The 22,383-nt window shown below is 57.9% G+C and carries 23 protein-coding genes and 1 pseudogene; 14 read left to right on the top strand and 10 right to left on the bottom strand.

From position 1 onward, the window contains the following. Nucleotides 1–313 precede the first annotated feature (313 nt). The gene (locus tag ACI514_RS06825; RefSeq protein ID WP_405123342.1) at nucleotides 314–1,759 is read right to left on the bottom strand and encodes a SulP family inorganic anion transporter; all 1,446 of its coding nucleotides are present in this window, start codon (nucleotides 1,757–1,759) and stop codon (nucleotides 314–316) included. 156 nt (nucleotides 1,760–1,915) lie between these two features. Here ACI514_RS06825 and ACI514_RS06820 point away from each other — a divergent pair, with 156 nt between their 5' ends. Further along, a complete protein-coding gene (locus ACI514_RS06820; RefSeq protein ID WP_160058592.1) occupies nucleotides 1,916–2,224 on the top strand; it encodes a hypothetical protein in 309 nt (102 codons plus the stop codon). On the opposite strand, the gene ACI514_RS06815 is transcribed toward ACI514_RS06820, so the two are convergent. Continuing rightward, entirely contained in the window at nucleotides 2,215–2,673 is a 459-nt protein-coding gene (locus ACI514_RS06815) for an N-acetyltransferase (protein WP_160058593.1), read from the bottom strand. The genes ACI514_RS06820 and ACI514_RS06815 overlap by 10 nt on opposite strands. 143 nt (nucleotides 2,674–2,816) lie before the next feature. Between ACI514_RS06815 and ACI514_RS06810 the strand changes: the two genes are divergently transcribed. Further along, on the top strand, nucleotides 2,817–3,461 hold the full coding sequence (locus ACI514_RS06810) for a TetR/AcrR family transcriptional regulator (protein ID WP_405123341.1): 645 nt from the start codon (nucleotides 2,817–2,819) through the stop codon (nucleotides 3,459–3,461). A 48-nt stretch (nucleotides 3,462–3,509) separates the two neighbouring features. Here the strand turns inward: ACI514_RS06810 and ACI514_RS06805 are convergent, their stop codons facing one another. The 3 genes from ACI514_RS06805 to ggt all read right to left on the bottom strand — a co-directional run bounded on the left by ACI514_RS06805 (nucleotide 3,510) and on the right by ggt (nucleotide 7,055). Further along, nucleotides 3,510–4,529, bottom strand: coding sequence for a lysozyme inhibitor LprI family protein (locus ACI514_RS06805; protein ID WP_160058595.1), 1,020 nt, complete (start codon nucleotides 4,527–4,529; stop codon nucleotides 3,510–3,512). 198 nt (nucleotides 4,530–4,727) lie between these two features. Beyond that, nucleotides 4,728–5,261: a cysteine hydrolase family protein gene (locus tag ACI514_RS06800; protein ID WP_160058596.1), complete on the bottom strand. Its 534-nt coding sequence runs from the start codon at nucleotides 5,259–5,261 to the stop codon at nucleotides 4,728–4,730. A gap of 66 nt (nucleotides 5,262–5,327) precedes the next feature. After that, nucleotides 5,328–7,055: a gamma-glutamyltransferase gene (ggt, locus tag ACI514_RS06795; RefSeq protein WP_405123340.1), complete on the bottom strand. Its 1,728-nt coding sequence runs from the start codon at nucleotides 7,053–7,055 to the stop codon at nucleotides 5,328–5,330. A gap of 155 nt (nucleotides 7,056–7,210) precedes the next feature. Here ggt and ACI514_RS06790 point away from each other — a divergent pair, with 155 nt between their 5' ends. Beyond that, entirely contained in the window at nucleotides 7,211–7,726 is a 516-nt protein-coding gene (locus ACI514_RS06790; RefSeq protein ID WP_405123339.1) for a methylated-DNA--[protein]-cysteine S-methyltransferase, read from the top strand. Nucleotides 7,727–7,820: 94 nt separating this feature from the next. On the opposite strand, the gene ACI514_RS06785 is transcribed toward ACI514_RS06790, so the two are convergent. Next, nucleotides 7,821–8,411 carry an NUDIX domain-containing protein gene (locus ACI514_RS06785; protein ID WP_397481357.1) on the bottom strand — a complete coding sequence of 197 codons (591 nt, stop codon included), beginning with the start codon at nucleotides 8,409–8,411 and terminating at the stop codon, nucleotides 7,821–7,823. 195 nt (nucleotides 8,412–8,606) lie between these two features. On the opposite strand from ACI514_RS06785, the gene ACI514_RS06780 reads away from it, so the two are divergent. The 3 genes from ACI514_RS06780 to ACI514_RS06770 all read left to right on the top strand — a co-directional run bounded on the left by ACI514_RS06780 (nucleotide 8,607) and on the right by ACI514_RS06770 (nucleotide 14,730). Beyond that, entirely contained in the window at nucleotides 8,607–13,460 is a 4,854-nt protein-coding gene (locus tag ACI514_RS06780) for an RHS repeat-associated core domain-containing protein (protein ID WP_405123338.1), read from the top strand. Next, nucleotides 13,457–13,843 carry a hypothetical protein gene (locus ACI514_RS06775; RefSeq protein ID WP_405123337.1) on the top strand — a complete coding sequence of 129 codons (387 nt, stop codon included), beginning with the start codon at nucleotides 13,457–13,459 and terminating at the stop codon, nucleotides 13,841–13,843. The genes ACI514_RS06780 and ACI514_RS06775 overlap by 4 nt, the downstream gene beginning before the upstream one ends. Before the next feature lie 557 nt (nucleotides 13,844–14,400). Then, nucleotides 14,401–14,730 carry a hypothetical protein gene (locus ACI514_RS06770; protein WP_405123336.1) on the top strand — a complete coding sequence of 110 codons (330 nt, stop codon included), beginning with the start codon at nucleotides 14,401–14,403 and terminating at the stop codon, nucleotides 14,728–14,730. 513 nt (nucleotides 14,731–15,243) lie between these two features. Here ACI514_RS06770 and ACI514_RS06765 read toward each other — a convergent pair. From ACI514_RS06765 to ACI514_RS06755, 3 genes and pseudogenes are all read right to left on the bottom strand, one after another. Continuing rightward, a pseudogene (locus ACI514_RS06765) lies at nucleotides 15,244–16,245 on the bottom strand (chitinase); the annotation flags it as partial. Nucleotides 16,246–16,288: 43 nt separating this feature from the next. Further along, entirely contained in the window at nucleotides 16,289–16,924 is a 636-nt protein-coding gene (locus ACI514_RS06760) for a lytic polysaccharide monooxygenase auxiliary activity family 9 protein (RefSeq protein ID WP_405123335.1), read from the bottom strand. A 221-nt stretch (nucleotides 16,925–17,145) separates the two neighbouring features. Beyond that, nucleotides 17,146–17,583, bottom strand: coding sequence for a hemerythrin domain-containing protein (locus ACI514_RS06755; protein WP_160058602.1), 438 nt, complete (start codon nucleotides 17,581–17,583; stop codon nucleotides 17,146–17,148). A gap of 148 nt (nucleotides 17,584–17,731) precedes the next feature. On the opposite strand from ACI514_RS06755, the gene ACI514_RS06750 reads away from it, so the two are divergent. After that, the gene (locus ACI514_RS06750; protein ID WP_160058603.1) at nucleotides 17,732–18,157 is read left to right on the top strand and encodes a GNAT family N-acetyltransferase; all 426 of its coding nucleotides are present in this window, start codon (nucleotides 17,732–17,734) and stop codon (nucleotides 18,155–18,157) included. A 116-nt stretch (nucleotides 18,158–18,273) separates the two neighbouring features. Here ACI514_RS06750 and ACI514_RS06745 read toward each other — a convergent pair whose 3' ends face one another. After that, nucleotides 18,274–18,624 carry a hypothetical protein gene (locus ACI514_RS06745; protein ID WP_077573583.1) on the bottom strand — a complete coding sequence of 117 codons (351 nt, stop codon included), beginning with the start codon at nucleotides 18,622–18,624 and terminating at the stop codon, nucleotides 18,274–18,276. 134 nt (nucleotides 18,625–18,758) lie between these two features. Between ACI514_RS06745 and ACI514_RS06740 the strand changes: the two genes are divergently transcribed. The 7 genes from ACI514_RS06740 to ACI514_RS06710 all read left to right on the top strand — a co-directional run bounded on the left by ACI514_RS06740 (nucleotide 18,759) and on the right by ACI514_RS06710 (nucleotide 22,364). Beyond that, nucleotides 18,759–19,088 carry a DUF6388 family protein gene (locus ACI514_RS06740; RefSeq protein WP_405123334.1) on the top strand — a complete coding sequence of 110 codons (330 nt, stop codon included), beginning with the start codon at nucleotides 18,759–18,761 and terminating at the stop codon, nucleotides 19,086–19,088. Between the two features lie 25 nt (nucleotides 19,089–19,113). Further along, nucleotides 19,114–19,818, top strand: coding sequence for a YoaK family protein (locus ACI514_RS06735; protein WP_160058606.1), 705 nt, complete (start codon nucleotides 19,114–19,116; stop codon nucleotides 19,816–19,818). Between the two features lie 172 nt (nucleotides 19,819–19,990). After that, nucleotides 19,991–20,383, top strand: a complete 393-nt coding sequence (gene tusD, locus ACI514_RS06730) for a sulfurtransferase complex subunit TusD (protein WP_160058607.1) — start codon at nucleotides 19,991–19,993, stop codon at nucleotides 20,381–20,383. Between the two features lies 1 nt (nucleotide 20,384). Beyond that, the gene (gene tusC, locus ACI514_RS06725) at nucleotides 20,385–20,741 is read left to right on the top strand and encodes a sulfurtransferase complex subunit TusC (protein ID WP_160058608.1); all 357 of its coding nucleotides are present in this window, start codon (nucleotides 20,385–20,387) and stop codon (nucleotides 20,739–20,741) included. After that, on the top strand, nucleotides 20,741–21,034 hold the full coding sequence (gene tusB, locus ACI514_RS06720) for a sulfurtransferase complex subunit TusB (RefSeq protein ID WP_160058609.1): 294 nt from the start codon (nucleotides 20,741–20,743) through the stop codon (nucleotides 21,032–21,034). The genes tusC and tusB overlap by 1 nt, the downstream gene beginning before the upstream one ends. Beyond that, on the top strand, nucleotides 21,031–21,366 hold the full coding sequence (locus ACI514_RS06715; RefSeq protein WP_160058610.1) for a TusE/DsrC/DsvC family sulfur relay protein: 336 nt from the start codon (nucleotides 21,031–21,033) through the stop codon (nucleotides 21,364–21,366). Before tusB ends, ACI514_RS06715 begins: the two co-directional genes overlap by 4 nt. Beyond that, nucleotides 21,363–22,364 (top strand): glycosyl transferase family protein, encoded by a 1,002-nt coding sequence (locus ACI514_RS06710; protein WP_160058611.1) that lies wholly within the window; start codon nucleotides 21,363–21,365, stop codon nucleotides 22,362–22,364. Before ACI514_RS06715 ends, ACI514_RS06710 begins: the two co-directional genes overlap by 4 nt. Nucleotides 22,365–22,383: the final 19 nt, after the last annotated feature.

Here is a 22,383-nt window from a genome sequence, read left to right as displayed (position 1 = left end):
GGCTGCAGCTCTTGATCTTGATCCACGGGCGACGTCGGAAGGCTGAGTGGAGGGATTCATCCGGGCGTGGGAGCGCAGCGACCGTTTGGCGAAGCCAAACACAGCGAGAGGAGGTGCAGCGAAGCAAACCGTAGGCGCTGCGCCCGGAGGGATCCCGGAGCGAAGGAACCCCGAGCCCCAGCGAGCGGGCCGCACGTAGGAGCAAGCCTTTTTGGTTACTTTTTCGGCGTCTGGAAAAAGTGACCCGCCGTAAGGGCGGAACCCTAATCAGCAACACCCGCAGCAACGGATATGCACCCAGTAAACCAGATAATCAGTGATGCACCTCACCCGCCCGCTTCAGCAATTTCTTGCACCGCTCGGACAAATGAAACACCTGCAAATGCTTCCCCGCCTTGGCATAACGCTCGCGCAAAGTCCTCAACGCCGCAATCGCCGAATAATCGACAAAACTCAAATGCCGACAATCCAAAGTCACCCGAGCCGGATCATTAGCCGGATCGAACTGATTGAGAAACGGCGCAGTCGAGGCAAAAAACAACGTGCCATGCAGACGATAAAGCTTACTGCCATCAGCCTCCAGATGCTCATCAGCGTACAACTCGCGGGCCTGCTGCCAGGCAAAGTTAAGCGCGGCAATGATAATTCCGCAGAGCACAGCGGTGGCCAGATCAGTGAACACCGTGATAGTGGTCACAGCAATGATCACCAGCACATCGTTAAGCGGCACTTTGTTCACCACCCGCAACGACGCCCAGGCAAAAGTCTGCTGCGACACCACAAACATCACACCCACCAGCGCCGCCAAAGGAATACGCTCAATCAGCGGCGACAGAAACAGGATAAACAACAGAATCAGCACGCCAGCGACCACGCCAGACAAACGCCCGCGCCCGCCGGAACTGAGGTTGATCACGGTCTGGCCGATCATCGCGCACCCGCCCATACCGCCGAACGCACCCGAGACCATATTGGCCGCACCGAGCGCCACACACTCGCGATCCGGATAGCCACGGGTTTCAGTGATTTCATCGGTGAGATTCAACGTCAACAGAGTTTCCAGCAGACCGACCAGCGCCATCAGAATCGCGTAAGGCGCGATGATGCGCAGGGTTTCAAGATTCCACGGGATGTCCGGCAATGCGAAAGTCGGCAAGCCACCGGCAATGTGCGCCATGTCGCCAAGGGTGCGGGTCGGCAGGCCGAACAGGTAGACCAACAGACCGACGCCGAGGATCGCCACCAGCGCCGGCGGCACCGCGCGGGTCAGGCGCGGCAGGATGTAGACGATGGCCATGGTCAGCGCCACCAGCCCGGTCATCAGGTACAGCGGCGTACCGCTGAGCCAGTCTTCACCGCTCTTGAAATGCTCCAGTTGCGCCAAAGCAATGATGATCGCCAGCCCGTTGACGAAGCCGAGCATCACCGGATGCGGCACCATGCGCACCAGTTTGCCCAGGCGCAACAGCCCGAACGCCATCATGATCAAACCGCCAAGCAACACCGTCGCCAGCAAATACTGCACGCCGTGCTGCACCACCAGCGCGACGATGACCACGGCCATCGAACCCGCCGCGCCGGAGACCATGCCCGGCCGCCCGCCGAACAACGCCGTCAGCGTGCAGATAATGAAGGCGCCGTACAGGCCCATCAGCGGATTGAGGTGGGCCACCAGCGCGAACGCAATGCATTCGGGCAACAGGGCAAACGAGGTGGTGAGTCCGGCCAGGACATCAGCGCGCAGACGAATCGGTTTCATGGCTTACCTATCGAGCAGCCACCGAGCGCGGCTGCAGGTGTTCGGGAAAAAGAGGGTTGCGGATGTTACGGAATTGTCGCGGATCGGGCCAGTGAACGCTGACACTTGTGGGTTCGGGCTTTATGCTGACGCGCTCCTGTAACCGTTGAGTTGAACATGTCTGCATTTCTGAGCGCCCGCGAGGTCTGCCAGCGTCTGCGTGAGGCTGCGCTGGGTGTGCTCGCTTTCAAAGTCTGCGAGCGGCCAGCCGAGGCCGGGCTGGTCGCGGTCGATATTGAAGGCTGGCTGTTGCTGCTGGATTTTGAAGGTGGGCGGTTACACCACTGTGAATGCGCCCGCAACGGCGATGGACAAGAAGGCTCGCTAGAGCGCTGGCAGCGTTACGGCACCGATCCGGTGAGTTTGCTCAGTACCTGGGAATTGGCGCAGATCGAGCAAATGCTGATGGCGGCTGTTCAGCCCTGACGCAAATCGAGCAAATAGGTGTAGTAACCCGTATCGCGGACATAACCCAATGATTCATACAGCCCCTGCGCGGTAAAGTTGTCGGTTGCGGTTTCGAGCATCAGTCCTTTGGCGCCCGTCTCTGATGCAAAATCCCGCGCAGTGTTCATCAGCAGTCGACCAACCCCGCGTCCACGGGCGGCAGGTGCGGTGAACAGATCGCTGAGCAGCCACGTGCGGTGAGCATCGATGGACGAAAACATCGGGTATAACTGCACGAATCCCAGCGCTTCGCCGTTTTCATCCTGAGCGAGAAAAATCGCTGATTCGTCGCCGGCCATGCGCTCGGCGATGAAGGCGCGCGATTGCTCAAGGTTCGACGGCTGCTTATAAAAGCCTCGGTAGGCGTCGAACAACTGCGCCACCGCATCCAGGTGGGTGACGTCGGCCCGCAGTACCTGAAGGGTCATGTCCCCGCTCCGTTTCCAATCAATGATCGAAACAGCATAGCGCTGTCCGTCAAGTGTGCTGGCTTCACCGCTATATAGTTTTGTATATTGCGAAACCAAAATCGCCAGAACCTTTTCATGCCGTCTATTCAGTCTCCGTTTCCATGAGCGCCATCCGCGTACGCAACGAGCAGTTGATCCTCGCCGCCGCCAGCGAAGAGTTTGCCGTCAACGGCTTCGACGCCACCCAGACCCGCGATATCGCCGCGCGTGCCGGCGTGCCCAAGGCCAATCTGTATTACTACTTTCAGACCAAGGAAAACCTCTACGGCAAAGTGCTGCTGGGGTTTGTCGAGCCACTGCTGGAGGCCTCGGCAGTGCTGCGGGAAAGCGATGATCCGCTGACGGGGCTGCGCGCTTACGTCGCGGCGCGGATCCGGATTGCCCGCGAGCATCCAGCGATTGCCAAGGTGTTCAGCGGCGAGCTGCTGCTCGGCGGTCGACAGTTGCCGGACGAGTGCCGCGATCTGCTGCATGCCGAAGCGCGGCGCAATGTTGAATGCCTGCGCAGCTGGATCGAGCGCGGTTTGCTGGCGCCAGTGGATCCTGAACATTTGATGTTGTTTATCTGGTCGGCGACGCGCACGTACACCAACATTGGCTGGCAGATGGGCCAGATCATGGGGCGCGAAGTGCCGCAGGATGAGGATTATCAAACAGCGGCGCAGACGATCACGCGGATGGTGCTGGAGGGCGTGGTCGTAGCGCCGCGCACAGGCGAGATTCGTGGGGTTTTGTTTGCGACTTGAGGGGCCGTGGTTTCACAGCCCCTCGGACGCCAGCAGAATTGATGCGGGTCAGAGCATGAAATCCAGAGGCATATAGCCTTCCCCGCCTTTACTTGCATACCAGGCTTGCAGGACGTCCGGCATGCGCCCTTTCCATTGCGCAACATTCGTGTAGTAACGCGCGAGGGTTTTACCCCCAGCCTGGGGCACCAGGACTATGATCCAGAACTGCTCATTCGGTGCACGCATGACAATCGCCGCGTTGCTCGACGGCAATCCCCGGACCCAATAGTTGCTGACCTCACTGTTCGGCACGTCTTCAGAGGACTCACCGTCCATCTTCAAGCCGCAGTTTTGCAGTAGCGTCTGATAGTCGCCCTTAAGCAGCGTGTGCAACACTTCGTTTTCCCGCTGCGTTTGTGCCACACCCAGCGTGAGCAAATCATAGTCGACCAGGACTGTTTGCTTCGATGAAACATACCGTCCACCGTAGTAAACGCCCATTCCGGCGCCGCAATCGAAATCAGCGCCATCCTGTGCCACATCCATCACCCCGTTCAGGGCCTTGAAGGTTAAAACACACTCTCCCTGCTCGTAACGGGCCTGCGTCCCCTCTATCGTTGCGACGCCTTCCAGTTCACCCGAGTGGGAACCGTTCGCTGCTGAAATGTCGAAGGCGATGTGAGAAGCATCCTGGCGCCTGGTGGTGATTTCTGCCCCTTCCGAAACTCCCCAGGGAATCAGCTGCCAAGTGGCGTCCCAGGAAAACGGTTTGACCATGTATTCAAGAGCAGTGAGACGCATCAGGTACTGCCGGCGTAAACAGGGAGCAAGATCGTCACATTGATTACGTTGCTTAAGCCACCCTCGCTGATCCGCTTTAAGCGCTTTCGGGTCCGCAGCCTTGTTCAGGGTGGAACGCCAGCGCACCGCGAGTTGCTCGTCGAGGCGCGAGAGATCCGGATCGGCGCAAATGGCTTTTTCAGTCTTGCTGGCAGCGCTGGCGCAATCGAAACTGCTGGCCTGGGTGACAGCGGCAAACGCAAGGGCGGTCAGCAGCAAGGCATGACGCAGGGAGAGAGCGAACATCGAGAGATTCCATTCTTCGGACGGCGCGCAGTATGCCAGTGCAGCCAGCGAAAATCCCTGATGTGCATCGCAATCAGGGTTTAGCAATCACTGTGGGAGCGAGCCTGCTCGCGAAAGCGGTGGATCAGCCACGATCAATGTCGACTGACACACTGCCTTCGCGAGCTGGCTCGCTCCCACAGGGTTTTGTGTGGGTGGTCAGAACGTGATGTCGGCTGCGGGTTTGACGTCGATGCGGCCAGTAGCGCCGGTCAGGTGCGCCAGATCCTTATTGTGTTCGGCAATGATGTCTTCGGCGCTCATGTTGCCGTTGTCGACAGTAGAATGGGCGTCGGCCACAAGCACCACGTCATAACCCAGTTGGTGAGCCTGACGCACGGTGGCGTTGACGCAGTAATCGGTTTGCAGGCCGCAGATGACCAGTTTTTCGAAATCTTCGCTCGGCAGCAGTTTGCGCAAGTCGGTCTGGTAGAACGAATCCGGGGTGGTCTTGCGCACACGAAGGTCTTCAGCCGATGTCTCAAGGCCTTCGGCCAGTTGCCAGCCTTCGGCGCCATGGGCCAACGGGCTTTCCTTCTCTTCATGCTGAATCAGCACCACCGGCACGCCAGCCTTGCGCGCCCGGACGCTTAAACCGTTAATGGTGTCGATCACCCGGTGAATGTCGTAGCACTGGTATTCGCCCGAGCAGAGGGCGCGCTGGACGTCGATGATCAATAACGCGGTGGTCATGATGAGCCTTCCTTGATCAGTCCTTGAGACAGGGGCGGACGTAAGCCCGCCCCCTTTTTACGCCCCTCAGTAACCCAGTGACAAGCCTGTGTTACGGCGCGGATCATTGGCGCCGTAGAAACGGTTTTTGCCGACCGGTTTACCCCCCAGCGACGGTGCGCCGACCAGAATTGCGGCGATGTGGTTGGCGTCCTGCGGCCCGGCAAACTTGTGTCCCCAGCTCTCGAGGATCTTGCGCGTGTCCGGGCTGGCGGCGAAGTCTTCGAGGTTGGTTTCCTCCGGCATCCACTGCTGGTGGAAGCGCGGTGCATCGACCGCTTCCTGAAGGCCCATGCCGTAGTCGATGACGTTGAGCATGGTCAGCAAAGTCGCCGTGATAATGCGGCTGCCACCCGGCGTACCGACCACCATCACCACTTTGCCATCCTTGGTGACGATGGTCGGGCTCATCGATGACAGCGGTGCCTTGCCCGGGGCGATGGCGTTGGCTTCGCCCTGCACCAGACCGTACATGTTCGGCACGCCGACCTTGGAGGTGAAGTCGTCCATTTCATCGTTGAGGATCACCCCGGTCTTGCTCGCCATCACGCCCGCACCGAACCAGTCGTTGAGGGTGTAGGTGACCGACACTGCATTGCCCCACTTGTCGACGATCGAATAGTGGGTGGTGTTGCTGCCTTCATGGGGCGCTACGCCGGGTTTCAGCTCAGCCGACACGCCAGCTTTTTGCGGCTGGATGGCATCGCGCAGTTTGGTCGCGTAGTTCTTGTCCAGCAGGTGCTCGATCGGGTTTTTGACGAAATCCGGATCGCCGAGGTAGCTGTTGCGATCGACATACGCGTGGCGCATGGCTTCGATCTGATAGTGCATGCCCTGAGCCGAATGAAAGCCCAGATCCTTCATCGGATAGCCTTCGAGGATGTTCATGATCTGGCAGATCACCACGCCGCCGGAGCTTGGCGGTGGCGCCGAGACCACGTGATAGCCACGGTAGTCGCATTCCACCGGCGCCAGTTCGCGGGTCTTGTATTTGTCGAGGTCGGCCTGGGTGATGATGCCTTTGTTGGCCTGACTCGAGGTGACGATCGCATCCGCGACCCAGCCTTTATAGAAGCCGTCGGCGCCTTTTTCGGAAATGCTCCGCAGGGTCTTGCCGAGGTCCTTCTGCACCAGTTTCTGCCCGACCTGCATCGGCTCGCCTTTGCTGAGGAAGATCGAGCCGGAATCGCGCATGTCCTTCTTGAACACGTCGGTGGCGTACTCCAGCAACTCGACGTCACCCTGCTCCAGTTCGAAACCGTCTTCCGCCAGTTTGATCGCCGGGGCAATCATCTCCTTGCGCGGTTTGGTCCCGTATTTACTCAGCGCCAGTTCCATGCCAGAGACAGTGCCCGGCACGCCCACCGCCAAATGCCCACGGGTGCTCAGGTCGGGAATGACGTTGCCTTCATTGTCGAGGTACATGTTGGCCGTCGCTGCCAACGGTGCTTTTTCACGAAAATCGAGGAAGGTCTTGCGCCCGTCCGCCAGTTGAATGGTCATAAAGCCGCCACCACCGAGGTTGCCGGCTGCGGGATAAACCACCGCCAGTGCGTAACCCACGGCGACCGCCGCATCGACGGCATTGCCGCCACTTTTCAATACGTCGACGCCCACATGGGTGGCCAGATGTTGCGCGGTGACCACCATGCCGTTTTCGGCGGCAACCGGTGCGACTGACGCCGCGTGAGCCATGAGACAGCTGAGTGCCAGTGAGGTCGCTATCAGCGATTTGGCCAAAGGTTCGTACTTCATGAGTCGATCTCTTTTTTTGTTTTCAGGGTCTGTGCAAAACAGAGGGGAGGAACGCGTCAAGAGCACCAAGCAGTATGGTCGGCTTTGCGTATTGCGCCTCCCCGATCAGGCAGTATGCTGGGCGCTGTTGCCGCCCTGATCCGGAGCCTGCCGTCATGCCTTACACGTTCATCACCCTGCCCTCGCCCGTCGGCGAGCTGAAGCTGGTCGCGAACGGCTCACGACTGGCGGCCATCCTCTGGGAAAACGACAAACCGAACCGCGTGCGCCTCGGGCCGATGAGTGAGGCACCCGACAATCCGATCCTGATTCGAACGGCTCGACAACTTGAAGAGTATTTTTCCGGGACGCGTGACTGTTTTGATCTGGAACTGGATTTCGCCGGCACGGATTTTCAGAAAAAGGTCTGGGCGGCGCTGCTGACCATTCCATTTGGCGAGACACGCACCTACAGCCAGATTGCCGAACTGATCGGCAATCCCAGCGCCGTGCGGGCAGTAGGCGCCGCCAACGGACGCAACCCGATTTCCATTGTGGCGCCGTGTCATCGGGTGATCGGCGCCTCGGGGAAACTCACCGGGTTTGCCGGTGGGCTCGAGGCGAAAGAGCGCTTACTGACACTTGAAGGTGGCGACTGGTCGCAAATTGGCAAAACCGGGGATCTGTTTTAGCCAGTCAATACAGATCAAGAAATCGCAGCCTTCGGCAGCTCCTACCTGGAATGCGTTTTCCTGTAGGAGCTGCCGAAGGCTGCGATCTTTTGATTTATTGGGCAAAAAGGTTATTCATCGCCGCATACTGCAACAGCATGATGGTCTTGGCGTCACAGATCTCACCGCGCTGAAACGCCGCCAACGCGTCATCGAATCGCCACTCCAGCACTTCCAGCTCTTCGGTCTCCTCTTCCAGACCACCACCGTCGCTGACCTTTGATGCGGCGTCGTATTCGGCAATGAAAAAGTGCAGCTTCTCGGTCACCGAACCGGGACTCATGTAAGCCTCAAACACTTTCTTCACGTCGTGCACGCGATAACCGGTTTCCTCTTCGGCTTCATCGCGAATCCGTTGCTCCGGCGCCGCGCCTTCGAGCAAGCCGGCAGCCACTTCGATCAACAACCCATCATGCCCATTGACGAACACCGGCAAACGAAACTGCCGGGTCAGCACCACCGTGCGCTGCTCGCGGTTGAACAGCAAAATCGCTGCACCGTTACCACGGTCGTAAACCTCACGGGTCTGACGCTGCCACTCGCCGTTGTTGCGGTGATAGTCGAAGGTGATTTTCTTCAGCAGATACCAATCATGGGACAACACCTGAGTGTCGACGATATTGACCCGCTCGGCTGTGTTGGACATGACGCTTGATCCTTTTGTCATTGAAGGCACCTGGGTAGGTAAAAGCCCTTTTTTGTGAACGAAAAAACGAAACCCTATACCGCCCTACAAACTATGTCGAAACATCCTACAGACATCACCTACTCGCCCGACTTCTTTCCTGATTGATCCCCCGCAAAGTCCCCGCACCTTTTTGATGTGCGCGAGAGACTGCGAATGCTTCCAACCGATCGGCTGCTGGCCCTGAACAACAGCATCGGCCAGCTCGTTGTTGCTGCTTTGAACCCGGACGAGCCGGACTTCGAACACCTGATCCGCGAGTTCCGCCTGTGCCTGAACCACTACGACGCCTGGGCCGAGCAGTTCTGGACCGGGACCGCGCTGGATGTCGAGCAGGTGTTTACTGTCGGCAACGACGTGCGCCTCAGCGCGCCGATCAAGTCGCGCCAGCCGCTCAGTTCATCGGTGGTCATGTGCCCGGCCAGCGGGTCGCTGACGCTGGTGCATATGTTCGAGGCCGCGCGGTTCGTACCGATTGGCAACACCCCGGTAACCCTCGAACCGGTGCTTGCCGATGTCGGCGGCGTGCTGACTTTCGGTGAGCCGCTGCATTACACCATCGGCCCCAGCGGCATTCTGCAAGTGACCAACTGCGATCGGGGCCAGCGTTATCGCATCACCTTCTTTCCCGATGTGTCCACCGACCATGTGCGTGCGCTGTATGCCTCTTATGAAGGTGTCATTGCAGGCCTGGAAGGCTGGCTGCGCGCTGAGTGGGCAGGATTTCAGCCCCAGTGGACGGAGTTCTCCAGCGCCGGATTTCTTGACCGTTACGGCCAGTTGCAACAGGCCGACTGGCGCGGGTTCGAGCAAGCCCTGAACGGCGTTTGGGATGACATCAAACAGGTATTCGCCCTGCTCGCCGACTTGCAGGCCAACAGTGAAAAACTGCTTGAGTACCTCAGCGAGGCTGAACTTGAAGCGCTGCTGCAAGCGTCCAGCGATGCCATTGCCAACGGCTTGCTGATCCTCAGTGACGAGCCTTTGCTGTTCATTCATCTGGCCGCGTTCACCAGTTGGCTGAAGATGCTGCCGCCGCAGTATGTAGCTGAAGTGGTAGCCGAGGTGCGGGTCGAACTGCTGATCAGTTTTCTGCTGATGGGGTTGTCGGGCGGCGTCGGCGTGCCGGTGCGCTTGAGCAACAAAGTGCTGGCGAAGATCAAGTCGCCTCGCGCTCGGGAATGGCTGGCGGCCTCTGCGTTGCGCTTGGCCGAACTGACGTCCTCCGCGGATTTGACGCGGCATGCCAGCGTTTTGAAGCCGCTGATGCTCAATGTGCGTGACGTTGAGTTGAAACCGACACCGTCGATACCGCTGAACATTCGTCAGGCCGATTCTGTGGTGTTGACGGTGCCGAATCCGGCGCCTGTTGTGCGGGACAAGTCTGGCGGTTCGAGCCGGATCGAGCGACATGAGCCGCATGACGACTCGCCGGATCAGGCGAAAAATCCCAACGGTGACAGCGCCGATTGTGTGCCGCGTACCTGCACCAACGGTTGCCCGGTGTCGATGGTCACCGGTGAAGAACTGCTGACCCTGACTGATGCTGTGCTCGATGGTGTATTGCCGTTTGAGTTCACGCGGTTGTATCGCAGCAGTGCCGCTGAGATCGATGTTGGGTTGGGTTTTGGCTGGAGCCATTCGCTGGCGCATCGGCTGGAGTTTTTCGCTGATGAGGTTGTTTGGGTCGATCACGAAAACCGCCGCACCCGTTTTCCGTTGCCGAGTATTGAACGGCCGGCGATTCACAACAGCCTGTCGCGGGCGGCGATCTTTCTGGGCGATGAACCGGAAGAGCTGATTCTCGCGCTGGCCGGGGACGCGGCGCGGTTTTATCACTTTCGCGCGGGACGGCTGACGGCGATCAGCGATGCCTATGGCAATCGTCTGACGGTGCAGCGCGATCGCTCTGACCGGGTGCAGCGCCTGGACAACGGCGCCGGGCGTTCGCTGCTGTTGCGCTATGACCGCGCGCAGTTGGTTGGTGTTGATTACCAGGTGATTCGCGACGGTGCCTGGAGTACCGAACAGGCACTGGTCAGTTACCGCTACGACGCTTACCAGCATCTGATCGAAGCGACCAACGCCGTCGGTGACAGCGAGCGTTACGACTACGACGACGCTCACGTGATCCTGCAGCGGCAACTGGCTGGGGGCGCGAGTTTCTTCTGGGAGTGGGAACGTTCGGGCAAGGCTTCTCGCTGTGTCAGGCATTGGGCCTCGTTTTCGCAGATGGACACGCGTTACGTCTGGAACGACGACGGCAGTGTCGCGGTGCATTACGTCGATGGCACCGAAGAAACGTACGTCCACGACGAGCGTGCGCGGCTGGTGCGTAAAGTCTCGGCGGATGGTGGCGAGCAGCTCAAGGCCTATGACTCATCGGGGCGGTTGATCGCCGAGCAGGATGCCTTGGGGGCGGTCACCGAATACCGCTACGACGAGGTCGGACGGCTGATCGCGCTGATTCCGCCGGACGAGGCGCCCACGTCCTACGAGTATCGCAACGGTTTCCTGTACCGGCGTTCACGCGGCGAGGCGGTGTGGATCTGCCGGCGCAATGCCGAGGGCGATGTCACCGAAGCGGTCGACCCCGATGGTCAGGTCACCCATTACTACTACGACACCTGGGGTCAGTTGCTGTCGATCCGTTATCCGGACAGCAGCCGCCATCGCTTGGTCTGGAACAACCTCGGCCAGTTGACCGAGGAAACCCTGCCCGACGGTGGCGTGCGGCGTTTTTCCTACGATGCACTGGGGCGCCGGACCACAACCGCAGACGAACACGGTGCGGTCACCCGCCAGCATTGGGACGCCGTTGGCCGACTGATTCAGACGACTTTTCCTACCGGCAGCACTCGCGCCTACAGCTACGGCGCCTACGGTCAGGTCATTGCCGAGCGCGATGAACTGGGGCGCATCACCCGTTATGAGTATGACGACGACCTGCACCTGGTTTCGCGGCGAATCAACCCCGACGGCACGCGAATTCAGTACCGCTACGACCATGCACAACTGCTGCTCACCGAAATCGAAAACGAGTCCGGGGAAAAGTATCGGCTGGATTACACGCCGACCGGGCTGATTCGCCAGGAAAGCGGTTTTGATGGCCGGCGCACGGCGTATGCCTATGACCTCAACGGCCATCTGCTGGAGAAAACCGAGTTCGGCGATGACGGCTCTTGTCTGCTCACCGCTTATGAGCGCGATGCCGCTGGCCGGCTGTTAGTCAAAACCCTGCCCGATGGGATCAAGGTCACCTACCAATACGATCGCCTCGGCCGACTGGTCAGCGTCGACGATGGCCAGAACCATCCGCTCGCCTTCGAGTACGACCGCCAGGACCGCTTGATCACCGAGCATCAGGGCTGGGGCACTCTGCGTTACCGCTACGACGCCTGCGGTCAGCTCAAGCGCCTGCGTCTACCGGACAACAGCGTGCTCGATTACCGCCACGCCAAGGGCGGCGCGCTGACCGACATCGACCTTAACGGCACGCCGCTGACCCGTCACGTCTATCAGTCCGGCCGCGAAAGGCAACGTCAGCAAGGTCTGCTGCTCAGCGAATATACCTACGACGACCAGGGACGATTACTCGCCCACGCCGTAGGCCATCAGCGCGATGCGTTGTATCGCCGCGATTATGCCTACAACGCCAACGGCAATCTCGCGCACATTGCCGACAGCCGCCACGGCCAGCGCACCTACGGCTACGACGCCCTCGACCGCCTCATCCGCGTACGCCACTCACGCGACGAACTGCCGGAATCCTTCGCCCACGACCCGGCCGGCAACCTGCTGATGCAGGACCGCCCCGGCCCGAGCCAGATCAAGGGCAACCGCCTGCTGATGCAGGGAGACCGCCACTATGACTACGACGCCTTCGGCAACCTGATCCGCGAACGTCGCGGCCGCGCGCAAACTCTCGTCACTGCATACCGCTACGACAGCCAGCACCGCCTGATCGGCCTGACCCGCCCCGACGGCCAGACCGCCAGTTACCGCTACGACGCCTTCGGCCGACGCATCCGCAAAACCGTCGGCGACGACACCACCGAGTTCTTCTGGCAAGGCGACCATCTCGTCGCCGAAAGCAGCGAACACGAATACCGCAGCTACGTCTACGAACCCGGCACCTTCCGCCCGCTCGCGCTGCTCGACGGCAAAGGCCCGAAAAAGGCCTGCCCGTTCTACTACCAACTCGATCATCTCGGCACCCCGCAGGAACTCACCGACTACAGCGGCGACATCGTCTGGTCCGCGCAATACGACGCCTACGGCAAAGTCGCCACGCTGACCCTGGCCGGCGACGACTACCTGAATCAGCCGCTGCGCTTTCAGGGGCAGTATTTCGACGGGGAAAGCGGCCTGCATTACAACCGGCACCGGTATTACGACCCGCGGCTGGGACGATATCTGACGCCGGATCCGATCAAGTTGGCGGGTGGGCTGAATCAGTACCAGTACGTGCCGAATCCGACGGGGTGGGTGGATCCTTTGGGGTTGAGCTCTAACTGCCCGCCGCCGAATAAGCCGGGGTGTGAGGTGCCGGGTGGGGTTGGTGGAGCTAAGGTAGATGAAGGAGAGCCCGAGCACCCTACGCCGAAAAGCAAACAAGAGTATCTGTACCGTGGAGACTTGAGAGACCCCTCGGATATCTTCGCGAATGGTTTCAAAAGCAAGGGAGATAGCATGGATCTGCTGCTTCATTCAATTGACAGCGACTTCCCACCAAGCGGCTTCATCAGTACTTCCCCCTCCAGAGATGTGGGAATAGAGTTCGCTACAGGTTTTTTCACAAGAACTGGCTTCCTTTACACCCTCAGAAAAGTCTCAGGACACGACCTAAAAAAAGAACTCGGTTCCAGTTACAAGTTTGGTAGAGAGCAAGAGATTGCTATCCCCCGAATAATCAAAAATGAAGACATCTTGGGCGCCACCATCATCACTGACGAAGGCAAAGAGTTCGGCTACTCCATCCCTAACCCACACAGGAAAATATACAAATGATTGCAAAATTCGAAATAACCATCAGCACTGGAAACACAACAAAAAAAACCGAACTAATTTGCGACGACGAGGCGATATCGATAACCGCAACCTTAGAAGACGATAGCCCCCGAACCTACATTGAAAGCAATTTTTACAAATGCTTCGGACTACTGCGTAAAGCCAACCCCCACATAACATTTTTTTGTAAGGGTGCGAAAATCAATGTTCACCCCTCAAGCATGTCCGCGCAAATGACTTTGGGCATGAAGGCATACGAACTAGAAGCAGGTAAGAAGCCGTCCCTTGCCGACTTAGTTTTCATATTTGATTATGAGGAACAACAATTGACTAACGACCCGGAGGAGCAGCGCGCTTTCTACTTGAACTGGATAAAATCTTAAACCGAGAAATAAACCCTGAAAGGATTGTGGGAGTTTTTGTCAATCAACAACAAAGGTCACGCATGAAAACGATATCTATTGAGATCGTTATAGATCTGAAGCGAGAAACAGGCAATATTGTGATAGAACGAAAAACAAAAAGACTTACCTTCACTATGAAAGACGGTAAAACCAGCACACGCAGTGCTGCCGACTTGTATATTTGCTTCGGCCTAATCAGGGCAGACTTCCTCGACATCAATTTTCTATGCAAAGGCGCCAAAATAAATGCTCACCCTTCGCGTATGACATCACAAATGTCCACTGGCTTGGTCGCATACGAACTCACTTATGGCCAGCCCACCCAAGAGTCTGACATTGTTCGCATCTTCGATTACGAGGACAACAATTTAACGAATGATCTTGAGATTCAAAAAGCCTTTTACTTTCGATGGATTAAATCTTTAAAGACTTAAAAGAGAAGTTCAACCCCGACACACATACCTGCACCGAATACTTAACACCTACCAAGAAATATACCACAGGCCTTTTTAACACGCCCCTAAGAGAGAGAAATAATGGAGTACAGAAAAATATCACTTATCGTCGATAGCGCTAGAGAAGAGACCACAATCTATTACGACTCGATAAAAAGCACTATAAATTTCTCCATGCAAAATGGCTTCACCAAGACCTACGAGTCGACTGACCTATATTTATGCCTAGCAAAAACAAGACAGGATCACCCTGATGCTATTTTTATGTGCAAGGGAGCAAAACTAAATGTAACGCCCTCAAGTATGTGTTCACAAATGAGTGGCGGCGTGATCGCTTACGAGCTTAAAAATGGTAAGCCCGCAACCTTTGAAGACATTGTCCAAATATTTGATTACGAAGAAAAAACTTAGCAAAAAGCCTGAAGAAGCAGCGAGAGTTTTACTACAAATGGTTAAACTCCCCTTTTGATCGTTCTGATTCACAAACAATACCGGAAGCTTTTGTAAAATAAGCAGCTCAAATCACGCCCCTTAATTTTGATAAATACATCGGTACCAAAATAAATTAAAACGCTCCGTCCCTCTCACCCTCATCCTTTTCATACTCCGTATCCGCCTCATCCGAATCACGCATAGGCACCGTCGCATCATCCATCAGCGACCCCGGATCCTTGCTCCCCGAATCATTGATAAACGACAGCCAACTCGGGACTATCTCTTCCTTGCCTTCAGTTTTCAGGTGTCACGGCAACCCTCATCATTTCCAAGGGATGCAAACGTTCAAAAATCCCCAACAGCCAATAGTTTCAGCGTCTGACCGAAAAATAAGAAAAGCCCGGCAGCGCTACCGGGCTTCTTTATTTGCAACTACCGAGCGATGAGCGAACGCGTGTCATCGATAGCCTGCTCGGCGAAAGAGACCCCGTGAATCAACGGCCCATAACGCCGACTGAATTCCCAGTTGTACGGCACGCCATCCTTGCTGGTGCCGTTGTCCCAGTTCACCGACCAGGTCATCAAGCCTTTGATCGGTATCCCCTTGATCGCCAGACGCTTGAGGACATTCCCGATCACGGTCTTATCGATCACATAACCGGTGGCCGCCGCATCGTTGTTGGCCGGCAGGCCGATGACGAACTTGTCCGCCGGAATTCTGGTAAAGCCGCGAGTACCGGTCACGAGGCTTTCGGTCAGGTAGAAAAGGAAATCCTCCTTCAGCGCATCGTTGTTCTGCGCAATCCACGCACCTGCGCCGTTGTTGGCTTCCGGCACCCAGACCCCATCACCACCCTGGTTGTAGAACTGCGGGGCGATGAAGTCGTAGTAGCCTTCCAGTGCCTGCAAATAGCTCACGTACTTGCCGGTGCTGGTCAGGTATGGAAACTCCGGGGCCATGCTGATGATGAAATGCTTGCCCTGGCCTGCGTAGTGATCCTTGACTCGTTTCAGCGCGGCCGGCAGGACGGTCTTGTTGGCAGCGAAATCAATCGCGCTCTGTTCAAGATCGATGTCCAGTCCGTCGAAGCCATAGGTTTCCACCAGACGGATGATTTCATTGGCCAGTGGCTGTTCCTGGCCGCTGCGCAACTCGATGTGCGCGTCGGCACCGCCGAGGGAAATCAGCACGGCCCGACCCTGACTGTTGAGCACGCCGACCTGGCGGCGGAACTCGGCATCGGACACGTTGAACGGCTTGAAGGTCGGAATGCCGCTGCCCTTCATGAAGGCTACTGCAACGACGTTGTACTCCTTGGGCACTTCCTCCAGCGAGAGGCTGGCAAAGCGACCCTGGCGATAACCATCGCTCGGCCCCGCTGGCCAGTTGTGCCAGAAGCCCATAAGGATTTTTTTGCCGGCAATGCTCGGCATCAGCGAGGCGGCATCGCTCGCCGGATTTTGCATTAAAGAAAAGTCGATGTTTGACATGTTCTAATCCTTCAGAACGTGTGGGTTTGACGACGATGCGCCGTTATTTGAAGTCGACGTCGAAGGCCTGATAGAAGGCGTTGCCGGTGTTGGCGACGATCCACATCAGCACGATCACGTGATGGCCTTTTTTGTTGGCTGGCAGTTTCACCGCGTGATTGACCTTGGCCTTCAGCTCATTCGGGTAGCTGTAATAAGGCACCTGAGTGTAGAAGTCCTCGAAGAACGGTTGCGCTTCAAGTTGCGCGCGGCTGATGCGTTGTTTCGGGTCCCAGCCATCCTTGGTGATCAGCCAGCGGTAACCACGGGTGGTGTGCGGCGCGGTGTATTCCCATTTGATTTCGAGGGTCTGCCCCGGGGTGACATTGAGCAGCGGCCAGGTGAACGGACGAGCGAGTTTTTTGCTCATTTCGTCATTGGTGAAGTTAACGCAATCACGGGCATCGCTCTTGCCACCGCTAAGAATGTAGCCATCGGCCGGTGGCGTGACACTGTCCGAATCACTCTGGTAAGGCGCCGGAAACGGCCCCGCTGCCAGTGCCGGGAAATTCTTCCCGCCTTCCATTTCGTTGACCTGCCAAGCGCCGAGCAATCCTTGCTCGATCGCTACCGCACCGCGGCTTGCAGGGGAAATGACACGACCGTGTCGCAGTTGGGTTTGGGTTTGTGGTTGATTCATTTTTTTCACTCCGTTGATTTAAGAACTCTCCATTCCGAGGAGAGGCCTTCAAGCTAACGGAGACGGATTTTTTGTCCATCGGCGGTTTTGTCGCAGTCGGCGGCTTCAAAACGTGAAAACACCGCAAATACTGGATGGATATACAGTCAATTACGATAACGCCCACCCGAGACGACGCCAAAAGATTACACGCCAATGCTGCAAAAACTGCCATTCAGTACTCATGGCAACTGTGCCTGGAACTCCTTTTCGTATTGTCCGGCGAGTTGTACTTTCTGTTTTTCGTTGAGCAATTTGCCGGCCATCTGGAAGAACTTCTGCTCTTCTTCTTTCAAATGATGATGAACCTTGTCCGACAGCTTCTTCGCGGTTGCCAACCACGCCGGACTGGACATCTCGGTCTCGTCGAGTTCTTCCATCATCTCGTCCATTTCATGGTGTTCCGAGATGGCATGGCGGCTCAGATCGACACCGTCATCAAGCTCCATCAACGGAATGTAGAAGTGACGCTCTTCGGCCGTTTCGTGGGCCTGCAATTCGGCTTTCAACAACTTATAAGCCTCAACCCGCTCCGGGGTGTCACCGCTGGTCTTGATCAGGTTTTCGGCGTAAGTACGCTGGCGGTCATGGCTTTCGCGAAGGGCTTCGAAAATATTCATGGGGGATCCTCATCAACCGCGTGCTGGAATGACGCTGTAAAGGCTAGACCCCGACGTGAGAGCGGCAGTTCCACCGGGTTGAGGCAGGGCTTGGAAGACAGGCGTCGGGCAGGATAGGCTGCGGATTCAAACCACAAGGAAGTCCTGCATGAACTTGCGCATCGAGCTCTCGCAACATTCCACAGAAGAAGAACGCCAGGCCATTCTGGCGCCCCTGCATGCCTATAACGTGGCCAAGGCCGGGATCGCGGTATCAGAGCCGCTCACCCTGCTGGTGCGCGATGATCACGACAAGATTCTGGGCGGACTTTATGGCCGACTGGTCTGCCAGTGGTTGTTCATTGATTTACTGTCAGTGCCTGAAGCAGGCCGGGGCCAGGGAATTGGCTCGAAGCTGATGCACATGGCCGAAGAGCTGGCGCGGGAAAAAGGCTGCATTGGCGCATGGCTCGACACGTTCGACTTTCAGGCGCCAGAGTTCTACAAGAAGCTGGGGTATAGCCAGTTTGGGGAAATCGTCGATTATCCGCCGGGGCACAAACGGCATTTTTTCCAGAAGCGACTTTTAGGTTGAATGTACCGGCCCCTTCGCGAGCAGGCTCGCTCCCACATTTGGAATGCATTCCACTGTAGGAGTGTGCCTGCTCCGGGCGGCGTTCCGACGATGCCGACAGCCGCGTCAACACATGATCAGAGGCAGGTCGCCAACGCCGCCAACCGGCGCTTGGCGACAAAGTCATCCTTCTGCGCGTAGTAATTCAGCGTCGTGCCGGAAGCTTCAGTGATCACGTCGACAAACGACTCCGCCGAACGGGTATACACCGTCGTCCCGCCCGATTTGCGCGGTTCCAGATATGCTGCCGCATCCACGCCGAACACCGCTTCGTCCTGCCAGCCGAACTGCACACACTGGGCGACGACTTTCTCGGCTTTGTCCGAAGTCAGTACTTTATAGGGGGCTTTGGTGCGAGCATCGTCCATCACCGAACCGGCGCAACCGGCCAGCAGCGTCGCTGCCAGCGCTACCATCAGAATTCGCATTGCATTCGCTCATTCAGAAAAAAGCGGACTGTATCATCGCAGCAGCAGAAATCGTTCTGCTTTACTGCATTTATAGCGCGACACGCGCAGGCCGCTGCGGCAACCTAAGCTCATCAGCCTCACAAGGAAACCCCATGGCGCCTTCCGACCAGCGACATGAAAATGCCCTGAAAATATTTCTCGACGCGCGCCCAGAACTGCGCGAGACCCTCGACCATCTCAACCCGTTACTGGCCCAGGCCAAAGGCGAAACTCAGGCGCAGTATCGCGAAGAACGACTGCATGAAGCGTTTGAGGCCGAGGCAGAAAGTCTCGGGTTGTTCGCCTGGGAGTTGACCTTGCAACTGACCGCTGATTCACCTGAGGAGTATCAGGCGCAGCGCTTGGACGTACATCGTGAAGTCGCGGAGATGGCCGGAATGGATTGGCTGGAATATTGCGATCTGTATGGCATAGAACCGTAACCGCCGCGAAAGGACACCGCCACTCATGCTCCCATCCGCCTCGACTCACCGCGCCAGCCCCGGCCATCTGCACACGCAAAAGTGGCGTGGACGGGTGGGTCTGGCGCTGGTTGCCAGCCTCTCGGTACTGGCCGGGATGACCGACGCCATCGGCTTTATGGCCAGCGGCGACTTCGTCTCGTTCATGAGCGGCAATACCACCCGACTCGCCGTGGCGATCAGCGATGGCGACGTCGGGTTGACCGCACGTCTGTTGATCCTCGTCGCGACTTTTATCGTCGGTAATGCCCTGGGAGTCGTTGTCGCACGTTTCGGTGGAAGACGAGCGCTGCCGCTGCTGCTGTGTATCGCCACCCTGCTGTGCGCGGCGGCTGTCTGGCCATTCGACACACAACTGCCAGCGCTGATGGCGGCAATCATTGCGATGGGCATGCTCAACGCGGCGGTCGAAGAAGTGAATGGCTTGCCGGTCGGGCTGACTTACGTGACTGGCGCGTTGTCGCGGTTCGGCCGTGGATTGGGTCGCTGGATGCTCGGCGAGCGGCGCAGCGGCTGGCGAGTGCAACTGGTGCCCTGGAGCGGGATGTTTATCGGCGCGATTCTGGGGGCGGTGCTGGAACATCATTTGGGACTGAAGGCGATGTTTGTCAGCGGGTTTCTGGCGGCGATGATCGGGCTGCTCTCGCTGAAAATCCCGCGGCGCTGGCAACTGGGCTATATGCCGCGCTAACCGAGGACAACAAAAGTCTCTCAAGGAGCGAGCCTGCTCGCGAAGGCGCCGGCACATACTTCATCTTCACCAGCTGACAGACCGCTATCGCGAGCAGGCGAAGGCCTACAAGGTTTCGCGGCTGTCGCGATAAAGCTTTATCATGGCCGCAGTTTTGCTGATCGAGTCCGTCATGAAGTTCGCCATCGCGCTGTTTTCCGCCGCCCATGCGCCCTCCTCGCGCCGCGCCCTGCTGTTTGCGCAGGCTGCGCTGGCCGGCGGGCATGAGATTGTCCGGCTGTTTTTCTATCAGGATGGCGTTTATAACGCTTCCGATGCGGTGGTCACGCCGCAGGACGAACTCGACCTGCCCAAACAATGGCGCACCTTCATCAGCGAACAGAAGCTGGACGGTGTGGTGTGCATAGCTGCGGCCCTGCGCCGTGGTGCGCTGAATGCTGAAGAAGCCAAGCGCTATCAGCGTGACGCCGTCTCCGTCAGTGCGCCGTGGGAATTGTCCGGTCTCGGCCAGTTGCATGACGCAGTACAAGATGCCGATCGCCTGATCTGCTTCGGAGGTGCGTGAGATGGCTAAATCCCTGTTGCTCATCAGCCGCCAATCGCCATGGTCTGGCCCCGGTGCCCGCGAAGCACTGGACATTGTGCTGGCCGGCGGCGCGTTCGATCTACCGATCGGTTTGCTGTTTCTCGATGACGGCGTGCTGCAACTCAGCGCCGGGCAAAACGCCAAGGCCCTGCAGCAGAAAGACCTCAGCGCCAACCTGCAGGCGCTGCCGATGTTTGGGGTCGAAGAGCTGTTCTATTGCGCCGACAGCGCCAGCACTCGCGGACTGAACAATCTGTCGCTGGACGAAGCGCAGCCGCTCGCCGCCGAGCAAATCATCGCCCTTATCGACCGTTACGACCAGGTGATCACCCTCTGATGTCGACTTTGCATGTGTTGTCTCACTCCCCTTTTGGCGACGATCGTCTGACCAGTTGCCTGCGCCTGATCGGCAGTACTGATGCCTTGCTGCTGTCCGGCGACGCGGTCTATGCATTGCAAGCGGGCACCGCACCGTTTAGCGCTTTGCAAAGCCGCCAGATCAAATTGTTCGTTCTGGTCGAAGATGCACAGGCGCGCGCCATCGCAGTGCCGGACTGGGTCGAGGCCATTGATTATCCGGCCTTCGTCGAACTGTCGATCCACCACGACAAGGTCAACAGCTGGCTATGAACTCCATGACCGTCGGCGCCCGCGCCATCGAACTGGACAAGGACGGCTTTCTCGTCGATCTGAGTGACTGGTCGGCTGATGTCGCCAGCGCCCTCGCCGCCGCCGAAGGCATCGATTTGACGCCCGAACACTGGGAAGTCCTCGAACTGCTGCGCAGCTTCTACGCCGAATTCCAGTTGTCCCCGGCCACCCGCCCGTTGATCAAGTACACCGCGTTGAAACTCGGCCCGGACAAAGGCAACAGCCTGCACCTGAACCGACTGTTCAAAGGCACCCCTGCCAAACTCGCCGCGAAACTGGCGGGCCTGCCCAAACCGACGAATTGCTTATGACCGACTTTCCAGCGCTGACCCTCGAAACACCTGCTGAACACCCGTTCGCTCAATTCGTGCGCATTCTCGGCAAGGGCAAACGCGGCGCGCGCGACCTGACCCGCGAGGAGGCCCGCGAAGCCATGGGCCTGGTGCTCGACGACAAGGTTGAGGACACCCAGCTCGGCGCGTTCCTGATGTTGCTGCGGCACAAGGAAGAAAGCGCCGAGGAGATGGCCGGTTTCACCGAAGCGCTGCGCGAACGCTTGCAGGCACCGGCGCTGAACGTCGATCTGGACTGGCCGACCTATGCCGGCAAGAAGCGCCATCTACCGTGGTATCTGCTGGCAGCCAAATGCCTGGCGCAAAATGGCATGCGCATCTTCATGCACGGCGGCGGCGCACACACGGCCGGGCGTCTGTACAGCGAGCAATTGCTCGTCGAGTTGAACATTCCGTTGTGCCGCACCTGGCAACAGGTCGGCACGGCACTGGACAACGGCGGGCTGGCGTTCATGCCGCTGGTGGACTGGGCTCCGCAACTGCAAAAGATGATCGACCTGCGCAACACCCTCGGCCTGCGTTCGCCGATTCATTCGCTGGCACGGATTCTCAATCCATTGGGCGCGCGTTGTGGGCTGCAGAGCATTTTCCATCCTGGCTATCAGGCAGTGCATCGCGATGCCAGTGGTTTGCTTGGCGACACGGCGATTGTGGTCAAGGGCGACGGCGGCGAAATCGAGATCAACCCGGATGCCGACAGTCACCTCTACGGCACCACCGGTGGCGAGAGCTGGGACGAGGAATGGCCTCAGTTGTCGGCGCAGCGCCACGTCAAACCCGCGACCTTGAACGTTGAACATCTGAAAGCCGTGTGGCGTGGCGAGGTGGTTGACAGTTACCCGCAAATGGCCCTGATTGCGACCATGGCGCTGGCCTTGCGCGGCCTAGGTCAAAACCGTGAGCAAGCTTTCACAACCGCCGAGCAGTACTGGGCCGCGCGGAACAAATCGATTTAACCGATCATTCACGCCCGAT

Origin of the sequence: Pseudomonas sp. M20 (assembly GCF_045037865.1) — a bacterium.
Taxonomy (GTDB): Bacteria; Pseudomonadota; Gammaproteobacteria; order Pseudomonadales; family Pseudomonadaceae; genus Aquipseudomonas.
Note: the sequence above shows the minus strand (reverse complement) of the source record. Positions and strands in the feature narration are given on the sequence as shown.

Excerpts from the sequence above, each read along its gene's own strand:
- ACI514_RS06825 (WP_405123342.1), bottom strand. The coding sequence starts at position 1,759 with ATGAAACCGATTCGTCTGCGCGCTGATGTCCTGGCCGGACTCACCACC.
- ACI514_RS06820 (WP_160058592.1), top strand. The coding sequence starts at position 1,916 with ATGTCTGCATTTCTGAGCGCCCGCGAGGTCTGCCAGCGTCTGCGTGAG.
- ACI514_RS06815 (WP_160058593.1), bottom strand. The coding sequence starts at position 2,673 with ATGACCCTTCAGGTACTGCGGGCCGACGTCACCCACCTGGATGCGGTG.
- ACI514_RS06810 (WP_405123341.1), top strand. The coding sequence starts at position 2,817 with ATGAGCGCCATCCGCGTACGCAACGAGCAGTTGATCCTCGCCGCCGCC.
- ACI514_RS06805 (WP_160058595.1), bottom strand. The coding sequence starts at position 4,529 with ATGTTCGCTCTCTCCCTGCGTCATGCCTTGCTGCTGACCGCCCTTGCG.
- ACI514_RS06800 (WP_160058596.1), bottom strand. The coding sequence starts at position 5,261 with ATGACCACCGCGTTATTGATCATCGACGTCCAGCGCGCCCTCTGCTCG.
- ggt (WP_405123340.1), bottom strand. The coding sequence starts at position 7,055 with ATGAAGTACGAACCTTTGGCCAAATCGCTGATAGCGACCTCACTGGCA.
- ACI514_RS06790 (WP_405123339.1), top strand. The coding sequence starts at position 7,211 with ATGCCTTACACGTTCATCACCCTGCCCTCGCCCGTCGGCGAGCTGAAG.
- ACI514_RS06785 (WP_397481357.1), bottom strand. The coding sequence starts at position 8,411 with ATGTCCAACACAGCCGAGCGGGTCAATATCGTCGACACTCAGGTGTTG.
- ACI514_RS06780 (WP_405123338.1), top strand. The coding sequence starts at position 8,607 with ATGCTTCCAACCGATCGGCTGCTGGCCCTGAACAACAGCATCGGCCAG.
- ACI514_RS06775 (WP_405123337.1), top strand. The coding sequence starts at position 13,457 with ATGATTGCAAAATTCGAAATAACCATCAGCACTGGAAACACAACAAAA.
- ACI514_RS06770 (WP_405123336.1), top strand. The coding sequence starts at position 14,401 with ATGGAGTACAGAAAAATATCACTTATCGTCGATAGCGCTAGAGAAGAG.
- ACI514_RS06760 (WP_405123335.1), bottom strand. The coding sequence starts at position 16,924 with ATGAATCAACCACAAACCCAAACCCAACTGCGACACGGTCGTGTCATT.
- ACI514_RS06755 (WP_160058602.1), bottom strand. The coding sequence starts at position 17,583 with ATGAATATTTTCGAAGCCCTTCGCGAAAGCCATGACCGCCAGCGTACT.
- ACI514_RS06750 (WP_160058603.1), top strand. The coding sequence starts at position 17,732 with ATGAACTTGCGCATCGAGCTCTCGCAACATTCCACAGAAGAAGAACGC.
- ACI514_RS06745 (WP_077573583.1), bottom strand. The coding sequence starts at position 18,624 with ATGCGAATTCTGATGGTAGCGCTGGCAGCGACGCTGCTGGCCGGTTGC.
- ACI514_RS06740 (WP_405123334.1), top strand. The coding sequence starts at position 18,759 with ATGGCGCCTTCCGACCAGCGACATGAAAATGCCCTGAAAATATTTCTC.
- ACI514_RS06735 (WP_160058606.1), top strand. The coding sequence starts at position 19,114 with ATGCTCCCATCCGCCTCGACTCACCGCGCCAGCCCCGGCCATCTGCAC.
- tusD (WP_160058607.1), top strand. The coding sequence starts at position 19,991 with ATGAAGTTCGCCATCGCGCTGTTTTCCGCCGCCCATGCGCCCTCCTCG.
- tusC (WP_160058608.1), top strand. The coding sequence starts at position 20,385 with ATGGCTAAATCCCTGTTGCTCATCAGCCGCCAATCGCCATGGTCTGGC.
- tusB (WP_160058609.1), top strand. The coding sequence starts at position 20,741 with ATGTCGACTTTGCATGTGTTGTCTCACTCCCCTTTTGGCGACGATCGT.
- ACI514_RS06715 (WP_160058610.1), top strand. The coding sequence starts at position 21,031 with ATGAACTCCATGACCGTCGGCGCCCGCGCCATCGAACTGGACAAGGAC.
- ACI514_RS06710 (WP_160058611.1), top strand. The coding sequence starts at position 21,363 with ATGACCGACTTTCCAGCGCTGACCCTCGAAACACCTGCTGAACACCCG.